This window comes from Sediminibacterium salmoneum NBRC 103935 (assembly GCF_000511175.1).
Lineage (GTDB): Bacteria > Bacteroidota > Bacteroidia > Chitinophagales > Chitinophagaceae > Sediminibacterium > Sediminibacterium salmoneum.
Genome location: NZ_KI866530.1, coordinates 2616484 through 2642731, shown reverse-complemented (window position 1 = coordinate 2642731; position 26248 = coordinate 2616484). Strand labels below are relative to the sequence as shown.

Here is a 26248-nt window from a genome sequence, read left to right as displayed (position 1 = left end):
CCATGATGAAAAAAATCCTGTTCGGTGCAATGTTCCTGTCAAGCGGAATTGCATACGGGCAAAAAGAAGATGCATCTGCAAAATTTGCTGCATTAATTACCCCCGCTTCAATGAAGCAGAAACTTACCATTCTTGCAGGTCCGGAAATGGAAGGCAGAGAAACCGCTATGCCAGGCGAAAGAAAAGCGGCAGCCTATATTGAATCTGAATTCAGAAGAATGGGGCTAAAGCCAGGAAATGGTAATAGCTATCAGCAATACTTTAATGTTTACCAGGACGAACTGGCCAGTATTGAATTAAGAGTTAATGGAAAGTTATACAACTGGGACAAAGACTATATGATGTCTTTACAATCCATCGCCAACGGAGCTACCAGTTCTAAGGAATTGGTATTTGTGGGATACGGTCTTGTAGACAAAGCAGCTGGTTTAGATGATTATGCCGGTTTAGATGTAAAAGGTAAGATTGTAATGATGCTGGATGGTGCACCCGCCGGATACAAAGCACCGACTCCTGCTCCTGGTACCAGAACGCCAAGTCCAATTTCAGGTGCTGCCAAAGCTACAGCTGCCAGAACAGCTGGCGCAACAGGCATCATTTTAGTTTCCAAGGATTTCCCTCGTAAAAATCCAACCGCTACAAAAGGCAATATGTACATGAACAAGCCTACTGGTGCTCCATTTATGATGGTAACGGTTTCTGAAGAAATTGCTTCTGCTTTAGCCGGAAGAACGTCAAAATTGAGCAGTGACGCTTTGGCCAGCCTTAACAAAGGCAAGTACAGTGCTGAACTTAGCATTAATGCCGATAAAAAATCAATTGCATTGGAAACCAGCAATGTTATCGGAATTATTGAAGGTACCGACAAAAAAGACGAATATGTTTTCATGACTGGTCACCACGATCACCTTGGTAAAAGAGGCGATGTAATTTATTACGGAGCAGATGATGATGGTTCCGGTACAGTTGGTGTAATGCAAATGGCTGAAGCTTTTGCAGCGGCTGCTAAAAAAGGCAACAAGCCTCGCAGAACTTTGGTGTTCATGACCGTAAGCGGAGAAGAAAAAGGTCTTTGGGGATCACAATACTACTCAGACAATCCTATTTTCCCAATGGATAAAACCACCGTTGATTTAAATACCGATATGATTGGTCGTGTAGATACAGAGAGAAAAACAGCAGATACTTTAAACTATATCTATGTAATTGGTCATGATAAATTGAGCTCTGATTTAGCAAAGATTAATGAAAGTGTAAATGCAAAATACCTGAACATGACTTTGGATTACAAATACGATGATCCAAAAGACGTGAACAGAATTTATTACAGAAGCGACCATTACAACTTTGCACGCAAAGGAGTTCCTATTTTATTCTTCTATGATGGAATGTTGAAAGCAGAGTACCACCAGCCCGGTGATACCGTTGACAAAATCAACTTTGAATTAATGGAGAAAAGAGCGAAGCTGGTATTTCATACTGCTTGGGAAATGGCCAACAGAGATGAAATGCTAAAGCGTGATATCCCACTTACAATGCCAGCAAGATAATTCAAACAACAGGTTTACATACTGCGTTTGAAAGTCTTAAAATAAAAAGCCCCGGTCTCAGTTGAGCCGGGGCTTTTTGTTAGCAGCAATTCTTAAACATAAACTATCAAGAACTTATTTTACCAACCACATCAAACCATAGTTCTCATCTTTCCCTCCCAATGCAGTTACTGCAGCTGCATAGTTAACCGGATTTAAAGATGCTTCGGTTGGTGAATAACCTAAACGCATTGGAATTCCTCTTGAATCAACTGCATCTACTGCAGGAGTTAATACAGGGAAACCTGTTCTGCGCCAGTCTTTCCAGGCTTCATAGCTGGCCAAATAATTGTGCACCCACTTCTCAGTCATGATTTTCTTATGACCATCTACAGAAGTGTATGCAATTTCAGGTAGTGCCACATAGGTATCATACTTTGTCTGATTAAATACACCATACATTTCCCATGATGCTTTTATAGCAGCCTTATATTTAGCTTCTGCTTCAACATCACCACCGGCAACATAGCCTAGTTTAGCTGCTTCAGCCTGCATAAATAATACCTGAGCATAGTTGTGTAAAGTAAGAGGAGAATCCTGGCTTCTGAAAGCAGAACCAATTCTGCTGAAAGCAGCTGGAATATTTACCGCTACGTTTCTTCCATAAGGTAAACCCTTGATTACACCGCCTGCCAATGTTTCAGCAAAAACCGGCAATCTTGGATCTGCTTTAGGATCCATATAATCAGTCATAGTTTTACTGATAGCATAGTCGTTTCTGTTACTGATGGTATAGTTATTATACCAGGGATTATAGTTGTTGGGGTCTCCGGCAATATACTTAAAGTTGATGTTCTGAGCATTACTGGTGATAACACCAGCCGCAAGAGCAGCAGCATATTCTGTTTTGCCTTTTGCTATATCAGCTTTTGAAATTCTTAAAGCCATCACCATACGGGTAGTATTGGCAAAACGCTTCCATGCTGCCATATTACCGTTCAAAAGAATATCACCTACAACAGCTGCTTCTGATTCATTAATTTGGGCAACAGATTCAGTAAGCTCTTTAAACAATGCAGTATAAATATCCTGCTGCTTATCGTATTTAGGTGCATAATTTTTATCTCCTTGTAATGCTTCGCTATAAGGGATATCACCCCATATATCGGTCATTTGAAGGAAATAATACGCTTTCAAAATACGGGCAACCGCAATCTGGTTATTCTTGGAACCATTACCATTTGCAGAAGAAGAACCCGCATTGTTATAATTAATGATGGTTTGTAAATCATACAAAGGACCGGTATACCAGCCTGCAAAACTTGAGTTACGGTCACTGTATAAAGAAGAACCAGGATAAGGTCCTTCAGATATATGCTGCACATACATAGAACCTAATCTGGCACTCGTAACATAAGTGCTTAATGCCTGCTGTGCATTGGTTAAAAGCGCTTTGGTAGAAGCCGTTGTTAGCTGCGCCGGTGAAATATTCGTGTCGCCAAACTTGTTACAACTCTGTAACGTAGCCAGCAAACCAAAAAATATTAAAATCTTTTTCATAAAATGTCTTTTTGTTTTTACTGAATTCGTTTACTAAAATGAAGCCCTTAAGTTGAAACCAAATTGTCTGGTAGAAGATAGCTGACCACCTTCACGATAAAACGATTCCAATTCGGAAGGATCAACACCCCATTTCTTGGTTGTAGCCCAAATTAACCAGGCATTCTGAACCATGAATCCGATATTGGCAGACTTAACAAAAGGAACCGCTTTTAAAAGAGAAGCGGGAAGTGTGTAACCGAATCTGATTTCTCTTAATTTGATATAAGATGCATCTAACAATACGTTGCTTGCGTCTCTCTGACGAGCAGTATACCAGTAAGCTCTTGCAGAGATATAGCGGTTGTTTTCTTTTCCGGCTAATGCTCCATTAGCAAAAATGCCAGGAATTCTGATACCACCTGCTCCGGTATTACCTCCTGCAGTAGTATAAGCACCAGGATAATCTCTCCAATCATTGCCCTTGTCATTCTTACCAACTGTTTCCTGAGAAAGACCAGCACCTGTATTAAAGTTTCTGGTTTCAGAGTAGAATAATCCACCGCTTTGGAAGTCAATTCCGAAAGTAAGATCAAAAGACTTATACTTTAATGAGTTAAACATACCTCCGGTAAATTTCGGTAATACATTCCCGATTGGCACGTTAATATCATACAAAGGCTGACCTGTAGCATCAATTAAAGTTTGGCCAGTTGTAGGGTCTGTTCTCCATTTTCTTCCATAATACATACCCCATTCGCCACCTACTCTGTGCTCTAAACGAGTATCATAACGGTTGGTTGCATATAGGTAAGTATTGATGCCTGGAGCCAGTTCCTTAATGCTGTTCTGATTCTTAGCCCAGTTAAGGGTAACATCCCAACTAAAGTTTCTGGTTTCAATTGGCTTACCGCTAAGGGTAATTTCAATACCCTTACTTTGAATGTTTCCTGCATTAATTTGAGCAGTAGAGAAACCGCTGGCAGGTGTTACATCAATACCTAAGATCTGATCGGTATTGTTGTTCTGGTAGTAAGTAACATCTAAACCAATTTTCTTGAATAAACGCAATTCAACCCCAAACTCATAGGCCTTGGTAAGAGCAGGACGAATGCCACCACCTTTAAACTGATTGCCAATGGTTGCAGAAGGATTGGTTCCATAGAAAGATCCGTTTCCGATGGCAAGATTAAGCGCGTGTGCACCTAAGTCTGAACCAACACTGGCATAAGAAGCTCTAAGTTTACCATAAGTTAGCCAGCTAGATTTCAACAATTCTGTGAAGATGAAACTGGTACTTAAAGATGGGTATAAATAAGAATTGCTTTGTGAAGGCAATGCAGAAGACCAGTCATTACGTAATGTTCCTTCTACAAACAACATATCTCTCCAACCCACAGACGCTTTACCTAAAACAGAGTTCACTGTTTTCTTTTCATAAGAACGGCTAACACTTGGTCTGGAAATAGAAGCAGCAATATCAAAGTAATTAGGAGAACTTAATCCACCCTGTGTACCCATAGACAAGGCGCTATAGCTATTCTTACGAACGTTACCACCCACCATCGCATCTACAGAAAAATCTCCGAATTTATTTTTGTACATGATATTGGTTTCGTAGTTCATTTCAGAATAACGATCCTGTGAAATATCAAAGTAATCCAGGGTTAAAGCACCCGTTGGCATTCTGCCTGTATTTTCATTATTGTAAGTATTTGCTCTTACATAAGACATGATGTTCAGGTGTTTGTTGATTTTAATATTCATACCAACATTACCAATCAATCTGTTCTGAGCCTGTGTTGAAAACGCTTCATTAGCCATGAAATACGGATTATCCCAGTATTGAGGTCTTCCGTATACTTTAATATCTGCACTTGCATTAGGATCTCCAATGTTCCAGGAGTTCAGACTACCATCCGGCTCTCTGTAGTTTACCATACGCTTCATATCAATCTGACGCTGAAACCACTGGTTAAAATTCTGTGTGATATTTAAACCATCTAAACGATATCCTTCTGCAGGCTTACCTTTTGTACTATTGGTAGTATAGGTAAGATCGGTAGAGATGGTGATATACTTACCAATGTCAAATGAACCATTCAAAGCCAGCTGATGCTGATCTCTGTTTGCATTCGGAATCATTAAGCTTCTGTTCTGATTGGCATAAGTCATTCTGAAATTATATCCTTCTCCACCAGAAGAGAATGAAATGGAATTGTTTTTGTTTACACCGGTTTTAAAGAAATCTCTTACGTTATTAGGTTGAGCAACCAATGGTGTTAGCTGACCAAACTCAGCACCAGGATACCAACTCCAGTATGCACGGTAATTGTCTCCGTTCATTTTAGGACCCCAGCTTTCATCGGCACCATACTCCAGCATTCTTTGACCATTGAATGCGGCCCAAGATGCAGGATGGATAGCAGGGTTGTACTTAAACAAATAAAATCCCTGTGCATCAAATGAAGTTCCGGCAGAAGTTAAAGAAGAGGAATAACCACCTGCATATTCATTTTGGTAAGGAGGCAATAAAGCCAGCTTCTCAAATGTTAAACCCAGGTTTACATCTACACTCGTGTATTTTTTACGAGAACCTTTTTTAGTAGTGATTACAACTGCTCCATTGGCAGCACGCTGACCATATAATGCAGTTGAAGCAGGCCCTTTCAACACTGAAACAGTTTCAATATTGTCCAGAATTACTGCTGATTGATTCGTAATAGTTCCATCTACCACAAAAATAGGCGCCTGTGGTCCAAGACCTGTAACGCCACGAATTAAGATATCGGCATTATCAAAAGAAGAACTGGGAGAACCAACCAACTGAACACCAGCTACTTTACCTGCTAATGAGGTACTGATATCCAGCGACTTGGCAACGGTTAAGTTTTCGCCCTTAACTTCCTGCACTGCATAACCCAGCGCTTTCTTTTCTCTTTTAACACCCAGCGCAGTTACAACAACTTCGCTTAAATTATCAACCGCTTCTTTCATTCTTACTGAAGAAGCTTTGTCGGCTGGTAATTCTACCATTCCAAAACCAGTGGCAGTAAACTGCAGCACGGCATTGGGAGATACAGAAATGGTAAAATTGCCTTCCCCATCAGCACTCACTGCGTTTTTAGTGCCTTTTTCTTTAACAGTGGCAGAAGGTACACCCACACCATTTGTGTCTGTAACCTTTCCCTTCACTGTTGTTTTTTGCGCATAGGTAGTATTCATAAAAAGAATAAAACCCAGCATTAACAACAAAATTTTTCTCATTTGTTTAGGTTTTTGTGATAGAATTTAGAATTTCAATGTACATAATTTCAATTAAATGTTAAAAAAATCTTAATAGTTTAAACATTGAAACGATTAGATTATACATTATACGGTGTTTATATAGCTTATAGCTATATAATTGAAGAAAAAGTGCAAAAAAAGCCCCGATTCAATGAATCGGGGCCACATATACGTATTTTAATCTATATAAATCTTAGTACAAGTTGCACTTATTTAACATGCACCAGGTAATGCCAATCTTACCAACCTAACAAATAAGCAAAAATTAACGGAGCAACAATGGTTGCATCACTTTCTACAATGAATTTAGGGGTATGTATGTCTAATTTACCCCAGGTGATTTTTTCATTAGGTACTGCACCCGAGTAAGAACCATAAGAAGTAGTTGAATCACTGATCTGACAGAAATAGCTCCAGAAAGGAACATCATGCCACTCCAGATCCTGGTACATCATAGGAACTACACAAATAGGGAAATCTCCGGCAATACCACCTCCAATCTGGAAGAAGCCAACACCCTTACCACCACTGTTCGCACGGTACCATTCTGTTAACCATACCATGTATTCAATACCACTTTTCATGGTAGAAGCTTTCAGTTCCTGCTTAATTACATAGGAAGCAAAAATATTTCCCATGGTACTGTCTTCCCAACCCGGAACTACAATTGGCAGGTTCTTTTCTGCTGCGGCCAACATCCAGCTGTTCTTTGGATCAATTTCATAATACTGCTGCAAATCGCCACTCAGCAACATTTTGTACATGAATTCATGCGGAAAATAGCGTTCTCCCGCATTGTCCGCATCTTTCCAAACCTTATAAATATGTTTTTGTAAACGACGGAAAGCTTCCTCTTCCGGAATACAGGTATCGGTTACACGGTTGTAATGGTTTTCCAGCAAATCCCACTCTTCCTGAGGACTTAAATCACGATAATTCGGTACACGCTTGTAATGGCTATGTGCAACCAGATTCATAATATCCTCTTCTAAATTGGCTCCTGTACAGCTAATGATGGCCACTTTATCCTGACGAATCATTTCGGCAAGACTAATACCCAACTCTGCAGTACTCATGGCACCTGCCAAACTCACCAACATTTTACCTCCTTCCAGTAAATGGGTTTCATATCCTTTAGCAGCATCCACCAATGCAGCAGCATTAAAGTGTCTGTAATGGTGTTCTATAAACTGAGAAACAGGTCCTTTGCTCATATTATTCATTTTTAAGAGGGCAAAAGTAAATTTTTTAACTGGTATGCCTCATCTAAATTGTTCTCAATTTTTCGTTACTTGCAGCTCCCCCTTTAATAAATCATGGACCAACAATACTTTAAAGAATATTATCATCTGGAAAGAGTAAACTGGTGGTTTACAGTAAGAAAAAAGATATTGAGGGAGCGAATCTGTAGCTTTTTGGGGAATCCGCGGGGAATTCAGTCACTCAATATAGGAGCCGCAACGGGTACCACATCAGAAATGCTGGAAGAATTTGGAACGGTTATGTCGGTAGAATACGATGAGACCTGTTGTAATTTTGCCAAAACCCTGCTGAAAAGCCCCATTATTCAGGGATCTATCACCGAACTACCCTTTGAAGATAATAGTTACGACCTGGTCTGTGCCTTTGATGTAATAGAACATGTAGAAGACCATCAAAAAGCAATAGAAGAAATGTGGAGAGTCTGTAAACCAGAGGGCCATCTCTTTATTACGGTACCGGCATATATGTTTTTATGGGGTGACCACGATATAATTAACCAGCACGTTAGAAGGTATACACGCACTGAATTACTAAAACTGATTCAATCACAAAAAGGAAAAGTGATTTACCATAGTTATTTTAATTCGCTTCTCTTTGCTCCGATTGCTGCATTCAGATTAATGGCGAATGCCATTCAGAAAATAAAAGGAAAGAAAAAAGAAATGGTAGAATCGGACCATACAGTATTTGGAACAGATGGCTTTTTCAATAAATTATTAGGAGGTGTTTTCTCCATTGATTATTACTTGCTTAAATTAGGATTTCGTTTTCCCGCAGGCGTATCCATTATGGTAATTTTTAAAAAAGAATCGTAAATGAATCATCTACCGAACATATTCTATAAAAAGTGGGAAACCAGGTGGGCAGGAGATATTTATCTGATATATGTAATCTGGTTTTTACTGGCAGCCATAGCCGTAACTGCAGAAATAAGCAGAGGTTTAACAGGCATTGACAACTACCTGATTTTTGAAGGCGTATTCAGACATGTAGTGCAGGAAAAATATCTTTTCAGCTATTACCCTGATGAATATGTATCCTTCAACAATTATGGTCCGGCGTTTTCGCTGGTGATAGCACCTTTTGCACTACTTCCCACTTATATAGGTTGTTTTCTTTGGGCAATAGCAAATGCAGCAGCTCTGTTTTATGCGTTGAAACTACTCCCTATTGAAGAGAAGCATAGAATTATTGTTTACTGGATTGTATTGATTGAAATGATGACATCTATTCACAGTGTCCAGTTCAATCCTATGTTCACTGCATTTTTTATTTTCTCTTATGTATTCACTATTCGGGGAAAAGACTGGTTGGCTACTTTATTTATAGCACTGGGTTTTCTAACCAAACTATATGGAATTGCAGGCCTTGCTTTTTTCTTCTTCTCAAGAAACAAGCTACAGTTTGTACTTTCCTTTATAGCATGGATGGCTATCATTGTGGTTGCACCTATTGTATATTCAAGTGCCGACTATATTATGCAGACCTACGAAGACTGGTACTATCAGATCATCCGACGTAATCAGCAAAATATAGATAACTCCAGAACTGCAGGCATGCAGGATATTTCTGTACCTGGCATGATCAGAAGAATCTTTCATTACTATGGCCCGATTGATCTTCCGATTATTGCCGTTGCAGGAACCCTATTTGGAATTCCTTTGTTAAAAAAACAAAATCAATTAAGTGCCACATTTGGATTGTCGTATCTGGCACTGGTATTGCTTTCTGTTGTAATTTTTAGTTCTGCTGCCGAAAGCCCCACTTTTGTAATTGCGGTAACGGGTGCCGCAATATGGTTTATACTTCAGGAAAAGCCCATCAGCAATTATGTAAAAATCCTATTGGCAATATTATTTATTTTAACCATTCTATCCCCGACTGACCTGATTCCCCCTTACATAAGAATTAATATTATACTTGCATATTCATTGAAAGCTTTACCTTGTTTTATCATCTGGTGCTGGTTAATTATCAGTTGCTGGAAAATTCATTTACCCAAATTCTCATCAGGACAATGAGTAGATTAGTCAGTTTTGTTATTCCGGCCTGCAACGAAGAAAAAAATATTCCTGTTATTATAAAGGAGATTGCTGCTGTAATGACAGACCTGCCTTATCACTATCACTTTTTGTTTGTGGATGACGGAAGCAGTGACCATACACTTTCTGTTTTACAAAAACTTTCTAAAGAAAATCAACAGGTTAAATACCTGAGTCTGTCCAGAAATTTTGGTCATCAGAATGCACTGAAAGCGGGTCTGGATCATGCCGAAGGAGAGGCGGTTATCATGATGGATGCGGACCTGCAACACCCGCCGGCTTTAATCCCCCTGTTACTGGAAAAATGGGAAGAAGGTACCGACATGGTTTACACCATCAGAAAAGAACAGGAAGATTTGTCTTTACTGAAAAGGAAAACTTCAGCACTTTTTTACGATGTAATTAATAATATGTCGGACATTGAATTGGAACAGGGTACCGCTGATTTCCGTTTAATGGATAAGAAAGTAGTAGAGGCATTCAGACAATTGAGAGAACACGAATTGTTTATCAGAGGGCTTGTAAAATGGATGGGATTCAGCCAGGCTGGAATTGCCTATATGCCCGCTGCCCGTTTTTCCGGCGCTTCCAAATACACCATTAAAAAAATGGTACGCTTTGCTCTGCAGGGAATTACTTCTTTCAGTACGAAGCCATTGTATATGGCAGCTTATCTGGGTTTTAGCTTTGCTTTTTTATCGGTCTTATATATACCCTATATCGTTTATAGCTTTTATCAGGGCCATACCGTTTCCGGCTGGGCTTCTATTGTTGCTGCCATTGCTTTTTTCGGGGGATTACAACTGATGATTCTTGGAATTATCGGCCTCTATCTGGGCAAGCTGTTTATGCAAAGCAAAAACAGGCCGCACTACTTTATAAAAGAAAGAAGTTGGGAGAATGAATAAAAAAGTTTTTCTGAGTTTTGATGTGGAAGAATTTGACATGCCACTGGAATACCAATATGCAATTTCAGTGGACGATCAGATGCAGGTAGGTATCAATGGGCTTGATGCCATTCAACCTGTTTTGGAAAGAGTGCCTTCGACCTTGTTTACGACAGCTAATTTTGCCAATCATTTTCCTGACCGCATCCGATTGCTTGCTGAAAAACATGAAATTGCCTCTCATACATTTTATCATACCGATTACGAAACAGCAGACTTATTAAAGTCAAGGCTGAGACTGGAAGAAATTACCGGGAAAAAAGTGACGGGCCTTCGAATGCCCCGCATGCGCCCGGTATTAATGAAGGATGTGCTGGCAGCAGGCTACCAGTATGACTCATCTATTAACCCAACCTGGTTGCCCGGCAGATACAATAACTTTCATTTGCCCAGAACCGCGTATAAGGAAGAAGATATTATGAGAATTCCGGCATCCGTTAGTCCGGGTATCCGCATACCCCTATTCTGGTTGAGTTTCAAGAATATGCCCTATACTGTATATAAGCAACTTTGCCTGCAGACCCTGGCAAAAGATGGGTATCTCTGCTTGTATTTTCATCCCTGGGAATTTACGCCAATTGAACCCTATGGTTTACCAGCCTATACCCGCCGCTGGTGTGGTCCTTTACTTATTGAAAGACTGATGCAGCTGGTGAAGGATTTATCTAAGGAGGCATCTTTTGACACGATGAATCAGTTTGGATTTCCCGTTTTGATGAAGTAGTTACTTAAAAAAGGATTTCCCATTTTACAGATTCAACTACAGTTTGATTTCTCACTGTAAAATTTGCAATTCTGAAATATTATTTAGACATTTGTCTAAATATCTAAAAGTTGAACATCATTTTTAAGGCATTGAATGATACTACCAGAAGGGAAATACTGGAACTATTGAAAGACAGGGATATGACTGCCGGAGAAATTGCCGATCAATTCAATATTTCCAAGCCCAGTATTTCGCACCATCTGGACCTGTTAAAACAAGCAGGGCTGGTGATAGCCAACAAAGACGGACAGTTTATTCATTATTCCATTAATACAACGGTAATGGATGAAATGCTGAAATGGATGCTACAGTTTAAACGAAAAAAATAAATCGTATGAAGACATTTAACTGGAAAGAATGGCTCATCATTTTAATCTGCATTGGCCTACCCATTGCTTACCTGGCAAGCATTTACGGGTCATTGCCCGATATTGTGCCCACCCATTTCAATCACAAGGGAGAAGTAGATGGCAGGGGTGAAAAATCAACCTTGCTTGTGATGACCCTATTCATGACAGGCATATCACTGTTTACCTATTTTCTGGTTAAATACGCCAATAAAATTGATCCAAAAAAATCGGGCCAGTCACCAGAGTTGTTGCAAAAAATCGCCTACATGTTGCTAGTGTTTCTAAGTGCCATTCAAATGGTAATTATTCATTCAACGCAAACCGGCAGCCTTGAGGGAAACAAATATTTAATGCCGTTAATCGGTTTGTTTTTTGCAGGACTAGGCAATTTCATGCACAGCATTAAACCCAACTACTTTATAGGCATGCGTTTGCCCTGGACACTGGAAGATCCTGAGAACTGGAGAAAAACACATCAGATTGGGAGCAAACTCTGGATGATAGGGGGAATTTCAATTGCTATAATTACACCTTTTTTTAATGGCACTTCAGGATTCACCATAGGCATGATTATATTGGCAGTCATTGTTATTTATCCCATGATTTATTCTTACCGATTCTATAAAAAACAACAACATGAGAAATAAATGGAGACTCTTCATTTTGGCCACTGTTCTCATTGCAAAGAATAGTATTGCACAGGATATTACGGGTATATGGAATGGTGGTTTAAGCATCAATGGAAATGCATTGCCCTTGGTCTTTACCATTACAAAATCGGGCACACAATTATCTTCCACTTTTGATAGCCCTGCACAAAATGCATTTGGCATTAACACTGGCGCTACAGAGCTGAAGAACGACAGTCTGGTCATTCGAATACCATTGATAAACGGGAGTTATACCGGCAAATGGAATGGAGCAGATAGTATTTACGGAACTTTTCAACAAGGAAATTTCAAAGCTCCGATGGTGCTTTTAAAATCAAAGGAGGGCAAAGCAAGCAAGCCAGAAATAAAAAGACCACAAACCCCTCAGCCACCTTTTGACTATTCTGTTGAAGAAGTAACTTATAGCAATCAGGAAGGTACAGTTCAGTTTGGAGCAACACTCACCCTTCCTAAAAACAAGAAAGACTTTCCTGCCGTAATACTCATCTCAGGTAGTGGTTCACAGGACAGAGACGGTTCTATGTTCAATCATAAAATTTACTGGGTATTGGCAGATCACTTAACCAAATCAGGAATTGGTGTTTTAAGAGTAGATGACAGAGGAATGGGAAAAACAAGTCTGGGGCCTAACCCAACCCAACTAACCAGTGAAGATTTTGCCAAAGATGTAGAAGCCGGACTTGCCTATTTACAAAGCAGAAAAGAAATTAATGCTAAAAAACTGGGATTGATCGGGCACAGCGAAGGTGGCATGATTGCTCCACTGGTTGCTGCCCGAAATAAAAACGTGGCATTCATTACATTACTGGCAGGACCAGGTGTAGCGGGTTACGAAATCTGGAACGGACAAATGCGACGTAACTTTATTAAACCTAACCTGAACCCGGAAGATTATAATATAGCCGCCGATTTGGTAAACAAAATGAATTCACCCTTCCGTTTCAGCACTTCAGCAGATACCATTAAGAAAAAAATGGAAGCTGTATATGCAGATTGGAAAGCAACAAATTCAACTATTGATGAAAACAAATTATTCCTGGCTACCGGAATCAATCCATACAAAACCCTGGTAAATCAATTTGCTTCGGGTCTTGTATGGTTACAATATTTTTTAAACTATGAACCTTTCGAGAATCTATCCAAAGTAAAATTGCCTGTTCTGGCCATCAATGGATCCTATGATATACAGGTATTGGCCAATGAAAATATCAATGGAATTGATAAGGCACTAAAAAAAGCCGGGAACAAACAATACGAAGTAAAAATAATTCCCTCATTAAACCACTTGTTTCAAACGGCCCAAAACCCTGAGCAATCCTACGAAAGCATAGCAGAAAGTTTTGCCCCGATTGCTTTAGAAAAAATTAGCAACTGGATATTAGCCCTGTACAAATGAATTATCTAGCACACGCCTACTTTTCCTTTGATCATCCCGAAATACTGACGGGAAATATGATCAGTGATTTCATTAAAGGCAAAAAACAATTTGATTATCCGGCAGGTATTCAAAAAGGGATACGTTTGCACCGGGCTATTGACTTGTATACAGATGATCATTTAATTACAAAGGAAATAAAGAAGTTTTTTTCTCCGGCTGTTCGTTTGTACGCCGGGGCTTTCACAGATATTGTTTACGATCATTTTCTGGCCATCCACCCAAATGAATTGAATGCAGAAAGCTGGATGGATTTTACTAAAAAAACCTATGGCTTACTAAATCAGCAGCGGAATTGGTTTCCTGAACCATTTTACAGCATGTTCCCTTTTATGGAACAACAGAACTGGTTGTTTAATTACCGCTATGAATGGGGCATAGAAAACAGTTTTAAAGGACTGGTGAGAAGGGCCACCTACCTGGAGCATTCCCAAGAGGCTTTTGAGTTATTCAAAAGAAATTATCTTCAGATGCAGGAACTGTCTGATTTTTTTCTGGCAGATGTTAAAAATTTTGCCATTGGTCAATTTGAAGACCTGATAGCAAAATAGCCAAGTATATTTGTAAAAATTATTACAATATGCGAATCGGACTCCTATTGGCATTTGTGTTTGCCTCTCTTGCTGTCTTTGCCCAGCAAAAACCAACAGAATTAGACAAGTCACCCATGGACATGAGTTATTGGCCCGACAATTACCCTTTGCTAAAAATGAGCGGGAAAGCCAAGAATCAACCCATTGCCAGGGTTATTTATGGCCGCCCCATGAAAAATGGAAGAACCATTTTCGGGGGTATCATAAAATACAATGAACTATGGAGACTGGGTGCCAATGAAGCCACCGAACTGGAAATATTCAGCCCGGTTAAAATGGCCAATAAAGTTTTACCAAAAGGTCGATACACATTATTTTGTGTACCAACAGAAAACAAATGGACTATTATTGTAAGTAAGGATAATTTTTGCTGGGGAAGTTTTACCTACGATACCAGAAAAGACATAGCAAGAGCTGAAATAAAACCAGAAACAACAGTGGAAATAGTAGAGACTTTCACCATCTATTTTAAAGATTCAGCAGACAAAGCCAGTCTGGTATTTCTCTGGGATAACCAGAAAGCAGAATTACCCCTAAGTTTAGTAAACGCAAAAAAATAATGATATGAAGATTGCTACCAAATACATCCACGCAGGCGCAGAACCTGATCCTTCTACCGGAGCCATTATGACTCCTATTTATCAAACTTCTACGTATGTTCAGGAAGCACCGGGTGTAAACAAGGGATTTGAATATGCAAGAAGCCAGAACCCAACCAGAAAAGCGCTGGAAGAAGCTTATGCTCAAATTGAAAATGGAAAATTTGGACTGGCATTTGGTAGTGGTGTTGCCGCCACCGATGCAGTAATGAAACTATTGTCACCCGGCGATGAAGTAATTGCTGCCAATGATATGTACGGCGGCACTTATCGTTTGTTTTCTAAAGTATACGAGCGATTTGGTATTGTATTTACTTATGTAGACACTACAGACATCAACAATATCAAGAATGCGGTTAGCAACAAAACCAAACTGATATGGATTGAAACACCAACCAATCCATTAATGAATATCACAGATATTGAAGGCACTGCTGCCATAGCAAAAGCCAATAATGTATTGCTTTGTGTAGACAATACTTTTGCTTCACCTTACTTGCAGAATCCGCTGGACATGGGTGCAGATATAGTGATGCATTCTGCTACAAAATACTTAGGTGGTCACAGCGATGTAATTCAGGGAGCATTAATGATGAACAGTGCAGAACTCAGAGAGCAATTGTATTTTATTCAGAAAAGCTGCGGAGCAGTTCCCGGCCCAATGGATTGCTTTTTGGTATTAAGAGGTATCAAGACCCTGCACTTACGCATGCAAAGACATTGCGAAAACGGAAGAACCATTGCTCATTGGTTAAGAATGCATCCGAAAGTAGGTAAAGTATACTGGTGTGGTTTTGAAGATCATCCCAACTATGCCATAGCCAGAAAACAAATGCGTGATTTTGGTGGCATGCTTTCCTTTGAATTAAAAGACGATAGCATAGAAGCAGCCAAAAAGGTTTTATCTTCTACTAAATTATTTTCTTTGGCTGAAAGCCTGGGAGGGGTAGAAAGTCTGATTAATCATCCGGCATCAATGACCCATGCTTCTATTCCCAGAGAAAAAAGAATTGCGAATGGATTAAGCGACACCTTAATCAGATTGAGCATTGGCGTGGAAGATGCGGATGATTTAATTCATGATTTAGATAATGCTTTGGCATAAATGAAAAGATTCAGGTGCATTTTGATTGGTCTGTTTTGCTTTGCAGAAGTAGTGCATGCACAGGACAATATTGCTTTGGCAATTCAGGCCAAAGTAGACAGTGTATTTAAATTAAATACAGTGCCGGGTATATATATTGCCAGTTCTATAAAAGGCCAGCGCCAATATTTTAGTGCAGGAGTAGCAGATAAACAAACCAACGAGCTTTTTACACCAACCACTCAATTCGAAATAGGAAGTATCAGCAAAACATTTACTGCCTTTTTACTTGAATCGGTATTGCAATCCCGTGGTATTTCCGATACCAGTTTAATGGTAGAATACTTACCCGATACTTTAAAAAATAATCCTTTTATTTTACCCATTCAATTGGTGCATTTAATGAACCACACATCTGGCTTACCCAGATTGCCTGAGAATATGGGTATTCCGAAAGATCGCTTACAACCTTATTCTAACTACAATCTTGAAAACCTTTATTTGTATTTGAGCAAGACAGATCCTAAAACATTTGGCAAAGTAGCTTACTCTAATTTAGGGGCAGGATTAGCAGGTGTGATTGCGCAAAATATCAGTGGCAAAAGCTATGAGAAATTATTAAACCAGTATATTAATCAACCCATTCAACTTAAACATACGGGTTTACAAGCAGCCAAAAAAATGCCCAAAGCAATTGGTTTTTTTGGTATTGAACCCGCAGCTTATTGGGACATGGGTATTTTAGCCGGCGCTGGTGGCATTAAATCAGACGCCACGGATTTGTTGCAATATCTTGAATTCATGGCCAGTCAAGCCTCCCACCCTGTGGTTAAATCTGTGCTAACCAAAACTGCCAGTGTAAATAACCAGATAGCCATTGCAAAAGGCTGGCACACGCTTGAACAATCTGGCAAAACGCTTTTGTATTGGCATAACGGCGGCACATATGGGTTCTCAACTTTTGCCGCATTTAATCCCAAAAACCAACAGTGTATTGTGATAGTTATTAATGCATTCAGCAAAAATGATATTGCAGACAAACTGGGCATTGAAATCATGACCCGCTTATTAAATTAGTGGAATGGAAGCCGCGGAGAAATTACAGGTCTTTTTCAACAGAAAAGTAAAAGAGTATAATCAGCTTGCGTTCATTGCCGCTGATCCCGTTTGCATTCCTCATTTATTCGCCAAAAAACAAGACATTGAAATAGCCGGATTTTTTGCAGCCATTTTTGCCTGGGGGAACAGAACTACCATTATTCAAAAAGCAAAAGAGCTGATGCAGCTGATGGAAATGCAGCCACATCAGTTTTGCCTTAATGCAGAACCTACCGAATTAAAAAAGCTGGAAAACTTTAAGCACCGCACTTTCAATGCAACCGACTTATTATACTGCATTGAATTTTTCAGGGAACACTATCAGCAATATGATTCACTTGAAAATGCATTCATGCCCGGAAATAAAGCACCCGATTCTGTGAAAGAGGCGCTCAGTTATTTTCATCACTACTTTTTCTCATTAGAAGACGCTCCTGTAAGAACCCGTAAACATATATCAACTCCCGAAAAAGGGTCTAGTTGTAAAAGGCTGAATATGTTTTTGAGATGGATGGTAAGAAAGGACAAACAAGGTGTAGACTTTGGCATCTGGAATCAGATAAAACCGCAACAACTCATTTGTCCAATTGATGTACATGTAGCCAGGGTTGCCAAAAGATTTCAGTTATTGGATCGCAAGCAAACAGACTGGCTGGCAGCAGAAGAGTTGACCAATTATTTACGAAAGCTGGATCCTAAAGATCCTGCCAAATACGACTTTGCACTATTTGGCCTGGGAGTCATTGAGAAATATTAAATTTAAATATGGCTGAACCCATTTTAGATATTGCAACCATTGAACAGCTAAACAAAGCAGATTTAATTAAGGCGATTGACTGGTTAATTACCAAGGATTTCGAAAAGCTGGTTTTTATTCTCTATCGCATTGATGTTAGCGAAGCAAAAATAAAATCCCTGTTAGATCAGGCCAACACTACTGACGCAGCACCCGTTATTGCAGAAGCTATATTGCAAAGACTGGCAGAGAAAAAAGCTTCCCGTGAAAAATTCAAACAAGATCCTTCTGCTTCCGACGAAGAAAAATGGTAACTCCAAGTGAAAGTAGCTTTTACTTTCATTTAATAGCCATCAATTGATTAACTCATCTATCCTTTTTATTGAATACCCCCTGCTTCGCAGCAAACGAATAATAGCAGACAATTCATTGTATAATTTTTCCTTTCGTCTTGGGTCTGTACCTACATGTAACAATAAAATATTGCCATTTAATTTTCCGGGTGTAGAGGTCAAATCTTTTAGCTTATTCATCAACGCTGCATTGGATTGATAGCTGCTGCCCAATTCCGGCCAGGTATAGTCTGCATTGGTATAAGTTCCCGGCGTAAAGCTGAACAAACGAAGTCCATTCCAATTGCACCAGCTGGCTACACTGTCATTCCACCATTCATAAGGAGGAATAAACAGCTTACGATCCCTTGTATCAATACCCAGGTCTTCCATGGCCTGAAAATTTTTCTTCAGGTCTGTATTGAAAGAATCGTAGCTAACTAATAACTGATTCCGATTTGTCCAATCATTGTACAACAAGTGATCATTGCTATGTGCACCCAGATAGTGATTGCTTTTCTGCAAGGCTTTTATACCTTTTGTAAAAGCAGGATTACGATAAAATCTTCCGGTGAAAAAGAAACCAGCTTTTACTTTTTCGCGGGCCAGTATCTGTTCAACCGTTGCTAATCCCTCCCCGTATTCATCTCCGGTAAAAACCAATGCTACTGAAGGTTCTGCCGGATTCAGCGATTTAACAACCGCACCCATTTGATAAACAGGAATAGAAGCAGGAGTTGCTGGTTTTGTATTGATATTACTCATGTTTGTACTACTGAGTGGTTTTCTATCGCCATTCGTTGACTTTAAAGCAGCAAGCCCTTCCTGCTCCTTGGCCGCGAGTAAATAAACCAAGCTGGCTGTTCCGTCCATGGTTGGTTCATTGGTACTGTAATCGCCGTAATCATCGTGATATACGGCCAGATCACTTTGGAATTCAGCATATTCATCCGGATCATTCAACTGAATGCCAATTAGGTTTTTATAGATGCTGGTATAAACCGGACCATCTACTAATCCTCCGTTAATAGGATAGTTTTTTATATGCGTAAAAGCAGAATGTGGATCTACAGGTATATCACCCCATTCAGGCAATCCGTATACCATGCTGGTACCCCAGGGATTGCAACCAAACAACCAATCGATATTGGCCTGTGCCAGTTCATCAAATTCTTTGCTACCGGTTAAGTTGCTATACCATAAGCATTGAATGGCAAATGAAACGGTTAAATTATTGCTACACCAGATAAAAGGAATTCCTCTGTAAAAAACATTTTGTTTTGCCTTGTTCCAAACGCCCTCTATTCCATTGCGATAAAACTGTATAATGGTATCTCTTCTTTTGTCTTTCAATTGTTTAGCCAGTTCATAATGTCCCAGATTTATGAATGGATACCATTGATAATGACTGGCAGTGTCTTTGCCCAACCAGGGTGTAACCGGTTCCTGTAAAGCATATTGAAAAGCTTTATCAGCTGCATTCTGATCTTTGGTAATCAGCATGGCAGAAGCAAGCTCCATATCATCTACCCAGTTGTCTTCTGCATAAATATAGGGCGAACGTACTGAAGCAGTTTGTGTAACCCCAGGCTTAATAAAAGCATATTCATAAGCTGATAAAGATTTGGATGCATATAAATCTGCTTGCGGTGTGCCTTTAAAAAGACCGGCAGCCAATGAAAAAGCAGCACTGAACTTGGCAGCAGTAGAACTGGTTCCCTTGGTATTATTTAAAAATTTACCTCGCTGTTGAGGTTCCCCATTAATAAAATAAACGGGGCGTTCAAATCCTCTTCCGTAATAAGCATCTTCTTTCGGGATGCGCATGCTCATATGGTCTCTGTCGTCTGCCAGTTGATTAAACATCCAGTCTTTGCGGGGATGCATTTTTACCAACCAGTCCAGTCCCCATTTGGCTTCATCCATAATGTCTGCTCGATTATTCTTCCCTTTTAGCCCGTTCCAGTCATACTGATCTGAAAATACATTTTTGAAATCCCGGTATGCTGCCAGTAAATGAAAAGTGGCATTGGCCGTGGTAGTACTATATTGTAAATAATCACTGGCATCGTGCCAACCACCACTGGCATCTATTTTAGTACTATCGGGTAATCCGGCGGCGGCTCCATACAAAGTATAGCCATCATGCGTATGACAACTGTCTTTCAGAAATGGATTATACCCACTGCGTTGCTGACGCATATACTGTAAACAAAAATCAGCTGTTCCGTTGTACACATGATCATCTATCCTGAACTCAGGAGACGTTGCTGCTCCTGCCTTGATATAAAATTTACCCTTCCCTTTAAACGCACTAAAATTGAGTCGGTAGCCCATTGCAAAGGGACCATAGGAACCAAAGCTTTTCCCTGTAGCAGCTTTATACACCACTTGCTTCGACCTTGCATTAATTAATTCAAAATAAGAAATGGGAGCCTGCTCCTTACTCACGAATACGGCCACTTTTGAACCTCCTGGCTGATAACCCAGCTGGTTAATCCGAATCCAGCTATTTTCTTTTGCAATAAGATCTCCGGCAAAAAAAACCAGAAGTAAAGTAAAAACTATGCGATTAAAATTCAAAATTTTCATGGCAACAATTATGCCTTAAAGATAAGTGCTTAGGCAGGCTTTTTAGCCTATTTTTGTATTCAAATTGAAAGTGCATGAAGCTTGTTTCTTATTTATCCAACGGACACGATCAACTGGCTTTTTTAGTAGATGGTTTGTTATTCGACTGTGATGCCATGCATCCGGAATTACCCAATAGCATGAATATGTTCCTGCATTACTGGGACGATATGTTTCCGATTGCACAGCAAACAGAAGCTGCCATTAAATCGGGGCGTTTAAGCAAAGACAGAGGCCTGCCTATTGAAGAAGCAATGCTGCTGGCACCGGTTCCCTTTCCTACTTCCTGCAGAGATGGTTATGCATTCAGACAACACGTTGCTGCTGCCAGAAGAAACAGAAAAGTAGACATGATTCCTGAATTTGATCAATACCCAATTTTTTATTTTACCAATCACCATAGCATTCAGGGTCCTGGTGATATCGTTTGTATGCCGGACCATTTTGAAAAACTCGATTTTGAACTGGAAGCAGCCATTGTAATTTGCAGAAATGGAAGAAATATAAGAGCAGAGCATGCCGACCAATATATTGGAGGTCTCATGATTATGAACGATATGAGTGCCAGAAGACTTCAGATGGAAGAAATGCTTTTGAATCTGGGACCTGCTAAGGGAAAGGATTTTTCAACAGTTATTGGACCTTGTCTGGTTACCCTGGACGAATTGGAACAATTTGAAATTCCAGCCAAGGAAGGTCATGTGGGTAAAAGCTGGAACCTCCCAATGAAATGCTGGGTGAATGGGGTGCAAGTAAGCGATGGAAATGTGGGCGATATGGATTGGACTTTCGCAGAAATTATTGAGCGTTGTTCTTATGGGGTAAATATTCAGGCAGGTGATGTAATTGGTAGCGGAACAGTGGGTACGGGCTGCTTTCTGGAATTGAATGGTACAGGAAAATTAAATGACCCCAACTATACCGAACAATGGTTGCAGCCGGGAGATACAGTGGAAATGGAAATAGAAGGATTGGGCAGACTAACCAATACAATTGTAAAAGACGAAGACGGTTTTTCTATTTTAGATAAAAAGAAAATATAAATCAAGGGTATGAAAATTGAATTGGCTGAGTTACCCATTATGCAAAGACAGGCCTGGTTGCAACATGCCATTGCCCCAAGACCTATTTGTTTTGCCAGTACCATCGACAGGCTAGGCAATGTAAATCTCAGCCCATTTAGTTTTTTCAATCTGTTTTCATCTAATCCGCCGATTGTAATTTTTTCGCCTGCAAGAAGAGGCAGAGACAATACCACTAAACATACCCTGGAAAATGTGCTGGAAGTTCCTGAATGTGTAATAAACATTGTAGACTATAGCATGGTGCAGCAGATGAGTTTATCTAGCTGCGAATATCCTAAAGGAACAGATGAATTTACCAAAGCAGGTTTTACCAAAGAAGCTGCAAGTAAAGTTGCTCCTCCTATGGTAAAAGAAGCCAAAATAAAACTGGAGTGTAAAATTAACGAAGTAAAAAGTTTGGGAGAAGAAGGTGGGGCAGGACAACTGGTGATTGCTGAAGTGCTTTGTATGCATATTGACGATAGCATTTTAAATGAAGCAGGCAATATGATTGATCAGACCAAACTGGAATTGGTTGCCCGTTTAGGTGGAGACTGGTATTGCAAAGTGAACACCGGCAATCTTTTTAAAGTAGCCAAACCCAATACTGCACTAGGCATTGGAATAGATGCTTTACCCGGCAGCATTAAGAACAGCAGTTTCTTAACCGGAAATCATTTAGGTCAGTTAGCCAATGTGCATGAGTTGCCAACCATTAACCCTGGATTTTCAGATGACCGTTTAAAAAACATCATTCAGTATTACGGTCTAACGCCCACTGAAATGGAACAGGAACTTCATAAATATGCAGCAGAATTACTGAATCAGGAAAAAGTGCAGGAGGCCTGGCAAATACTTCTTTCGGGCAGTATAGATTAAGGTTTACAAATCTCCCAACTGAGGACGCATTACTATGTCTTCTACAACAGCCATGGACGAAAGCTTTGACGTTGCATAAATCATTTCAGCAACATCATTCACTTCCATGATTCTTTTGGGATCAATATCAAATCCATCCCAGCTGGCACTCAGTGTAGCTCCCGGCATTACAGCGGTCACTTTGATGCCTTTGGGTTTTAGCTCCTCCCGAAGATTTTTGTTAAACCCTAATAAGGCAAATTTGGAAATACTATAGCTTCCGCCATTGGAATAAGCATGTAAAGAAGCAATAGAACAGATATTAAAAATATGGCCTGAACCTTTGTTAATCATCGAGGGCAAAAGCGCTCTTGTTAAATGATAGGCACTATACAAATTCGTCTCAATCATTTGCTCCAGAATGCCATCCGCTTCATCATGAATACTCCCTGGCACAAACTGACCTGCATTGTTTACCAAAACATCAGGTGAACCCTGTTCAAGACACCAGCTAGCAAATTCATGTACAGATTGTTTATCTGACATATCACTGGCTTTCCCTTTAATAATACTCCCGGGGAATTTTGTTTGCAGTTCGTTCACCGTATCGTACAAAGACTTCTCTCCTCTACTGCAGATAAGTATGGTATTGCCTTCTGCAGCAAATTTTTCTGCAATTGCTCTGCCTATTCCTTTGGAAGCTCCTGTTACAATGATATTCATCTGTTAAAGTTACTAACTTTACCGCATGCAATACCAGCACTTGTTTTTCGATCTAGACCATACCCTTTGGGATTTTGACACCAATTCAAAAGAAGCATTACAAGACCTTTACCGTATTCATCAGTTGAATGAAAAAGGCATTGCCGACTTTGATGTATTTTTTGAACGATACAGTTTTCACAACCATCTTTTATGGGAACGCTATGCCAAAGGCGTTATTAAACAGGATGAGCTAAGATGGAAAAGAATGTACCTGGCCATGCTCGATTTTAAACTGGCCAATGAAAAACTGGCCAGATCAATGGGCGTTGACTTTCTGGATATTCTCCCCAACAAAAACAAGGTATTTCCTTATACACATGAAATACTGGAATATTTAACTGGCAAGGGATATGTATTGCATCTTATTACCAACGGTTTCGAAAAAGTTCAGCAGCACAAATTAGTACAGAGTAATATGGATCATTTCTTTAATGAAATGATTACTTCTGAAGTGAGTAATAGCCTGAAACCCCATAAAGAAATATTTGATTTTGCGCTTAGCAAAACAGGGGCAGTTCCCAAACACAGCATCATGATTGGAGACAATTTAGATGCAGATATTCAGGGAGGGATTAATGCTGGCCTGGATACGGTATTCGTAAATCATCTCAATACTACACCGCATATTCAACCTACTTATACGGTATATCATTTACAGGAACTTGAGCAGATTTTCTAGTAATATGGAAATCCGTTTTGCGCGTATCTGAAATCATGAAAATAAAAAACCCGTACTGATATTATCAGGACGGGTACGTAACAATTGGGGGGATTGATTAAGCTTTCTTAGTTGCAGGTGCTGGTTTTTTAGCAGCATCTTTCTTGCAACAATCTTTCATTTCTTTGCCTTTCATATCGCATTTCATTTCTTTACCGTCTTTTGCACACTCTTTTCCTTTTGCACATTTTTTTCCATCACCGTGAGCCAATGCAACACCTGTGAAAAGGGTAGCAGAAATAGCGAATAAGAATAATTTTTTCATATGATTTGTTTTTAATTGATGTATTAAAAATACTGCTTTTGTTCAATTTTTCTGCAGAAAACTTGTTAATTTCTTAACCTATTGATTACCAGCTGGCAAGCACAGTAACACCGCCTTTTACCACCTGATTCAGGGAAACATCTACTTTGGTTCCTACTGGCAAAAGAACGTCTACCCTACTACCGAACTTAATAAAACCGTATTCTTCGCATTGCTTTGCAGTTTCACCTACAGCAGAATAATTGCATATTCTTTTAGCTAATGCACCTGCAATTTGTTTAAATAAAATTTCTCCGTGCTTGTTCTTAACAGCCACACTCCATCTTTCGTTTTCTGTGGAAGATTTTGGATGCCAGGCTACCAGGTATTTTCCCTTATGATATTGGTTATAGGTTACTTCACCACTCATGGGATAGCGATTAACATGCACATTCGCAGGGCTCATGAAAATACTTACCTGAATTCGCTTGTCTTTAAAATATTCTACATCTGTAATTTCTTCAATCACCACCACCTTGCCATCGGCTGGACAAATAATTTTATTGTCATCAATGGTATGAACCCTGTTAGGAATTCTGAAAAAAGAAATAATAAAAAGAAATAGCGCCAATGTTACTATAAAAACAATGGTTGCTACAGTTGGCAAACTGGCACTCAGGAAACCAAACGACAACAAATTGGTGCCTCCAAAAAGCAAGGCAGTGATGGCAATGGTTTTATATCCTTCCCGATGTATGGTCATATTGTCAATGAATTAATGTGCAAATGTAGGGTGCAGAGAACTTACTCTTAGAAAAAAAGAAATAAAACCAGCCAAACAGCAGGAATCGCTATCAGCAAAGAGTCGAATCGATCCAGAAAGCCTCCATGACCCGGCATAAAGCTTCCGCTGTCTTTAACACCAGCAGTCCTTTTGATTTTACTCTCCAGCAAATCGCCCAAAGTGCCTGCTATAGCAGATGTTAGCGAAACAGCTACCAGGGTTTTCAGCGGCAAGCCCCAGATATAATGGCCAGCCAGCGTAACCGCTATTACCGCCAGTACTGCTCCCCCATAAGTTCCTTCCTTGGTTTTTTTGGGACTGATAGGGCTTAAAGGTGTTTTTCCAATGATTGAACCCACCAGATAAGCCATGGTATCATTGATCCAGATGGAAGCAATAATAATCATTGGTAATACCCAGTGCGGACCCTCAAAAAACTGAATACTATGATCGTATAAATCAATCATCATGGCACAGGGGATGGTAATATATAATAAACCGAATGCCGAATATAAACTTACCGGATAACCCAGTCTGGTTCTGTAGAAAAATATGGTGATCAAGACTACAATTATCAGCACATACACAACAACAGAAGCCCAATACCAGAGCGGCAAAGCCTGATATAGCTTGCCTTTACCCGCTATCACCAGCATTACCCAGAAACTTCCGATAATATTCTGAAACTTATAAATCATTGGGGCCCCGGCATATGTGGCGTTTATCTTCCCCTGTAACCGATGCAATTCTACCAGGCAACCTACCATGATAACCCCAAACAAGCCTAAGAAACTCCATTGGTTATAAAAAAGACCACCACACATCACCAATACAAATACAACTGCAGTGAGGGCCCTGGTTTTTAAAGTCTGTAGGTTTAATGCCATAATAAAGCGAAGATAAGGATCGCGT

Annotated in this window: 25 protein-coding genes; 17 read left to right on the top strand and 8 right to left on the bottom strand. The window is 39.7% G+C overall.

Annotated elements, in window-relative coordinates; genetic code table 11:
- The first annotated feature begins 2 nt into the window (after nt 1-2).
- A complete protein-coding gene (locus P767_RS0112300) occupies nt 3-1550 on the top strand; it encodes a M28 family peptidase (protein WP_026764757.1) in 1548 nt (515 codons plus the stop codon).
- 114 nt (nt 1551-1664) lie between these two features.
- Here the strand turns inward: P767_RS0112300 and P767_RS0112295 are convergent, their stop codons facing one another.
- The 3 genes from P767_RS0112295 to P767_RS0112285 form a co-directional block, all read right to left on the bottom strand.
- Nucleotides 1665-3089: a SusD/RagB family nutrient-binding outer membrane lipoprotein gene (locus P767_RS0112295; RefSeq protein ID WP_026764756.1), complete on the bottom strand. Its 1425-nt coding sequence runs from the start codon at nt 3087-3089 to the stop codon at nt 1665-1667.
- 33 nt (nt 3090-3122) lie between these two features.
- Complete coding sequence (locus P767_RS0112290) at nt 3123-6335, bottom strand: SusC/RagA family TonB-linked outer membrane protein (RefSeq protein WP_026764755.1); 3213 nt, start codon at nt 6333-6335, stop codon at nt 3123-3125.
- A 260-nt stretch (nt 6336-6595) separates the two neighbouring features.
- On the bottom strand, nt 6596-7570 hold the full coding sequence (locus P767_RS0112285; protein WP_026764754.1) for a deoxyhypusine synthase family protein: 975 nt from the start codon (nt 7568-7570) through the stop codon (nt 6596-6598).
- A 102-nt stretch (nt 7571-7672) separates the two neighbouring features.
- On the opposite strand from P767_RS0112285, the gene P767_RS0112280 reads away from it, so the two are divergent.
- From P767_RS0112280 to P767_RS0112220, 13 genes are all read left to right on the top strand, one after another.
- Nucleotides 7673-8434, top strand: a complete 762-nt coding sequence (locus tag P767_RS0112280) for a class I SAM-dependent methyltransferase (RefSeq protein ID WP_026764753.1) — start codon at nt 7673-7675, stop codon at nt 8432-8434.
- Complete coding sequence (locus P767_RS16990; RefSeq protein WP_051417339.1) at nt 8435-9640, top strand: glycosyltransferase family 87 protein; 1206 nt, start codon at nt 8435-8437, stop codon at nt 9638-9640.
- On the top strand, nt 9637-10569 hold the full coding sequence (locus P767_RS0112270; RefSeq protein ID WP_026764752.1) for a glycosyltransferase family 2 protein: 933 nt from the start codon (nt 9637-9639) through the stop codon (nt 10567-10569). Before P767_RS16990 ends, P767_RS0112270 begins: the two co-directional genes overlap by 4 nt.
- The gene (locus tag P767_RS0112265) at nt 10562-11332 is read left to right on the top strand and encodes a polysaccharide deacetylase family protein (RefSeq protein ID WP_026764751.1); all 771 of its coding nucleotides are present in this window, start codon (nt 10562-10564) and stop codon (nt 11330-11332) included. The genes P767_RS0112270 and P767_RS0112265 overlap by 8 nt, the downstream gene beginning before the upstream one ends.
- 110 nt (nt 11333-11442) lie before the next feature.
- A complete protein-coding gene (locus P767_RS0112260; protein ID WP_026764750.1) occupies nt 11443-11703 on the top strand; it encodes an autorepressor SdpR family transcription factor in 261 nt (86 codons plus the stop codon).
- A 5-nt stretch (nt 11704-11708) separates the two neighbouring features.
- The gene (locus P767_RS0112255) at nt 11709-12371 is read left to right on the top strand and encodes an SdpI family protein (protein ID WP_026764749.1); all 663 of its coding nucleotides are present in this window, start codon (nt 11709-11711) and stop codon (nt 12369-12371) included.
- Nucleotides 12361-13791, top strand: a complete 1431-nt coding sequence (locus P767_RS0112250) for an alpha/beta hydrolase family protein (RefSeq protein ID WP_026764748.1) — start codon at nt 12361-12363, stop codon at nt 13789-13791. Before P767_RS0112255 ends, P767_RS0112250 begins: the two co-directional genes overlap by 11 nt.
- Nucleotides 13788-14381, top strand: a complete 594-nt coding sequence (locus P767_RS0112245; RefSeq protein WP_026764747.1) for an acyl carrier protein phosphodiesterase — start codon at nt 13788-13790, stop codon at nt 14379-14381. The genes P767_RS0112250 and P767_RS0112245 overlap by 4 nt, the downstream gene beginning before the upstream one ends.
- 29 nt (nt 14382-14410) lie before the next feature.
- Complete coding sequence (locus P767_RS0112240; RefSeq protein ID WP_051417338.1) at nt 14411-14983, top strand: DUF2911 domain-containing protein; 573 nt, start codon at nt 14411-14413, stop codon at nt 14981-14983.
- A 4-nt stretch (nt 14984-14987) separates the two neighbouring features.
- A complete protein-coding gene (locus P767_RS0112235) occupies nt 14988-16127 on the top strand; it encodes a cystathionine gamma-synthase (protein ID WP_026764745.1) in 1140 nt (379 codons plus the stop codon).
- Nucleotides 16128-17183 (top strand): serine hydrolase domain-containing protein, encoded by a 1056-nt coding sequence (locus P767_RS0112230; RefSeq protein WP_026764744.1) that lies wholly within the window; start codon nt 16128-16130, stop codon nt 17181-17183. It abuts the gene before it with no gap.
- A 4-nt stretch (nt 17184-17187) separates the two neighbouring features.
- Entirely contained in the window at nt 17188-17961 is a 774-nt protein-coding gene (locus P767_RS0112225) for a TIGR02757 family protein (RefSeq protein ID WP_026764743.1), read from the top strand.
- Nucleotides 17962-17969: 8 nt separating this feature from the next.
- A complete protein-coding gene (locus tag P767_RS0112220) occupies nt 17970-18254 on the top strand; it encodes a hypothetical protein (RefSeq protein WP_026764742.1) in 285 nt (94 codons plus the stop codon).
- 39 nt (nt 18255-18293) lie between these two features.
- Here the strand turns inward: P767_RS0112220 and P767_RS0112215 are convergent, their stop codons facing one another.
- On the bottom strand, nt 18294-20864 hold the full coding sequence (locus P767_RS0112215) for a glycoside hydrolase family 9 protein (RefSeq protein WP_026764741.1): 2571 nt from the start codon (nt 20862-20864) through the stop codon (nt 18294-18296).
- A 74-nt stretch (nt 20865-20938) separates the two neighbouring features.
- On the opposite strand from P767_RS0112215, the gene P767_RS0112210 reads away from it, so the two are divergent.
- Both P767_RS0112210 and P767_RS0112205 read left to right on the top strand, forming a co-directional pair.
- Entirely contained in the window at nt 20939-21946 is a 1008-nt protein-coding gene (locus tag P767_RS0112210; protein WP_026764740.1) for a fumarylacetoacetate hydrolase family protein, read from the top strand.
- Nucleotides 21947-21955: 9 nt separating this feature from the next.
- A complete protein-coding gene (locus P767_RS0112205) occupies nt 21956-22846 on the top strand; it encodes a flavin reductase family protein (RefSeq protein ID WP_026764739.1) in 891 nt (296 codons plus the stop codon).
- 3 nt (nt 22847-22849) lie between these two features.
- Here the strand turns inward: P767_RS0112205 and P767_RS0112200 are convergent, their stop codons facing one another.
- Nucleotides 22850-23548, bottom strand: coding sequence for an SDR family oxidoreductase (locus P767_RS0112200; protein WP_026764738.1), 699 nt, complete (start codon nt 23546-23548; stop codon nt 22850-22852).
- A gap of 25 nt (nt 23549-23573) precedes the next feature.
- On the opposite strand from P767_RS0112200, the gene P767_RS0112195 reads away from it, so the two are divergent.
- A complete protein-coding gene (locus P767_RS0112195) occupies nt 23574-24269 on the top strand; it encodes a YjjG family noncanonical pyrimidine nucleotidase (protein WP_026764737.1) in 696 nt (231 codons plus the stop codon).
- A 97-nt stretch (nt 24270-24366) separates the two neighbouring features.
- Here the strand turns inward: P767_RS0112195 and P767_RS0112190 are convergent, their stop codons facing one another.
- The 3 genes from P767_RS0112190 to P767_RS0112180 form a co-directional block, all read right to left on the bottom strand.
- Entirely contained in the window at nt 24367-24573 is a 207-nt protein-coding gene (locus P767_RS0112190) for a hypothetical protein (protein ID WP_026764736.1), read from the bottom strand.
- An 85-nt stretch (nt 24574-24658) separates the two neighbouring features.
- The gene (locus P767_RS0112185) at nt 24659-25315 is read right to left on the bottom strand and encodes a phosphatidylserine decarboxylase family protein (protein WP_026764735.1); all 657 of its coding nucleotides are present in this window, start codon (nt 25313-25315) and stop codon (nt 24659-24661) included.
- 47 nt (nt 25316-25362) lie between these two features.
- Nucleotides 25363-26223, bottom strand: a complete 861-nt coding sequence (locus P767_RS0112180) for a phosphatidate cytidylyltransferase (protein WP_026764734.1) — start codon at nt 26221-26223, stop codon at nt 25363-25365.
- Nucleotides 26224-26248 lie beyond the last annotated feature (25 nt).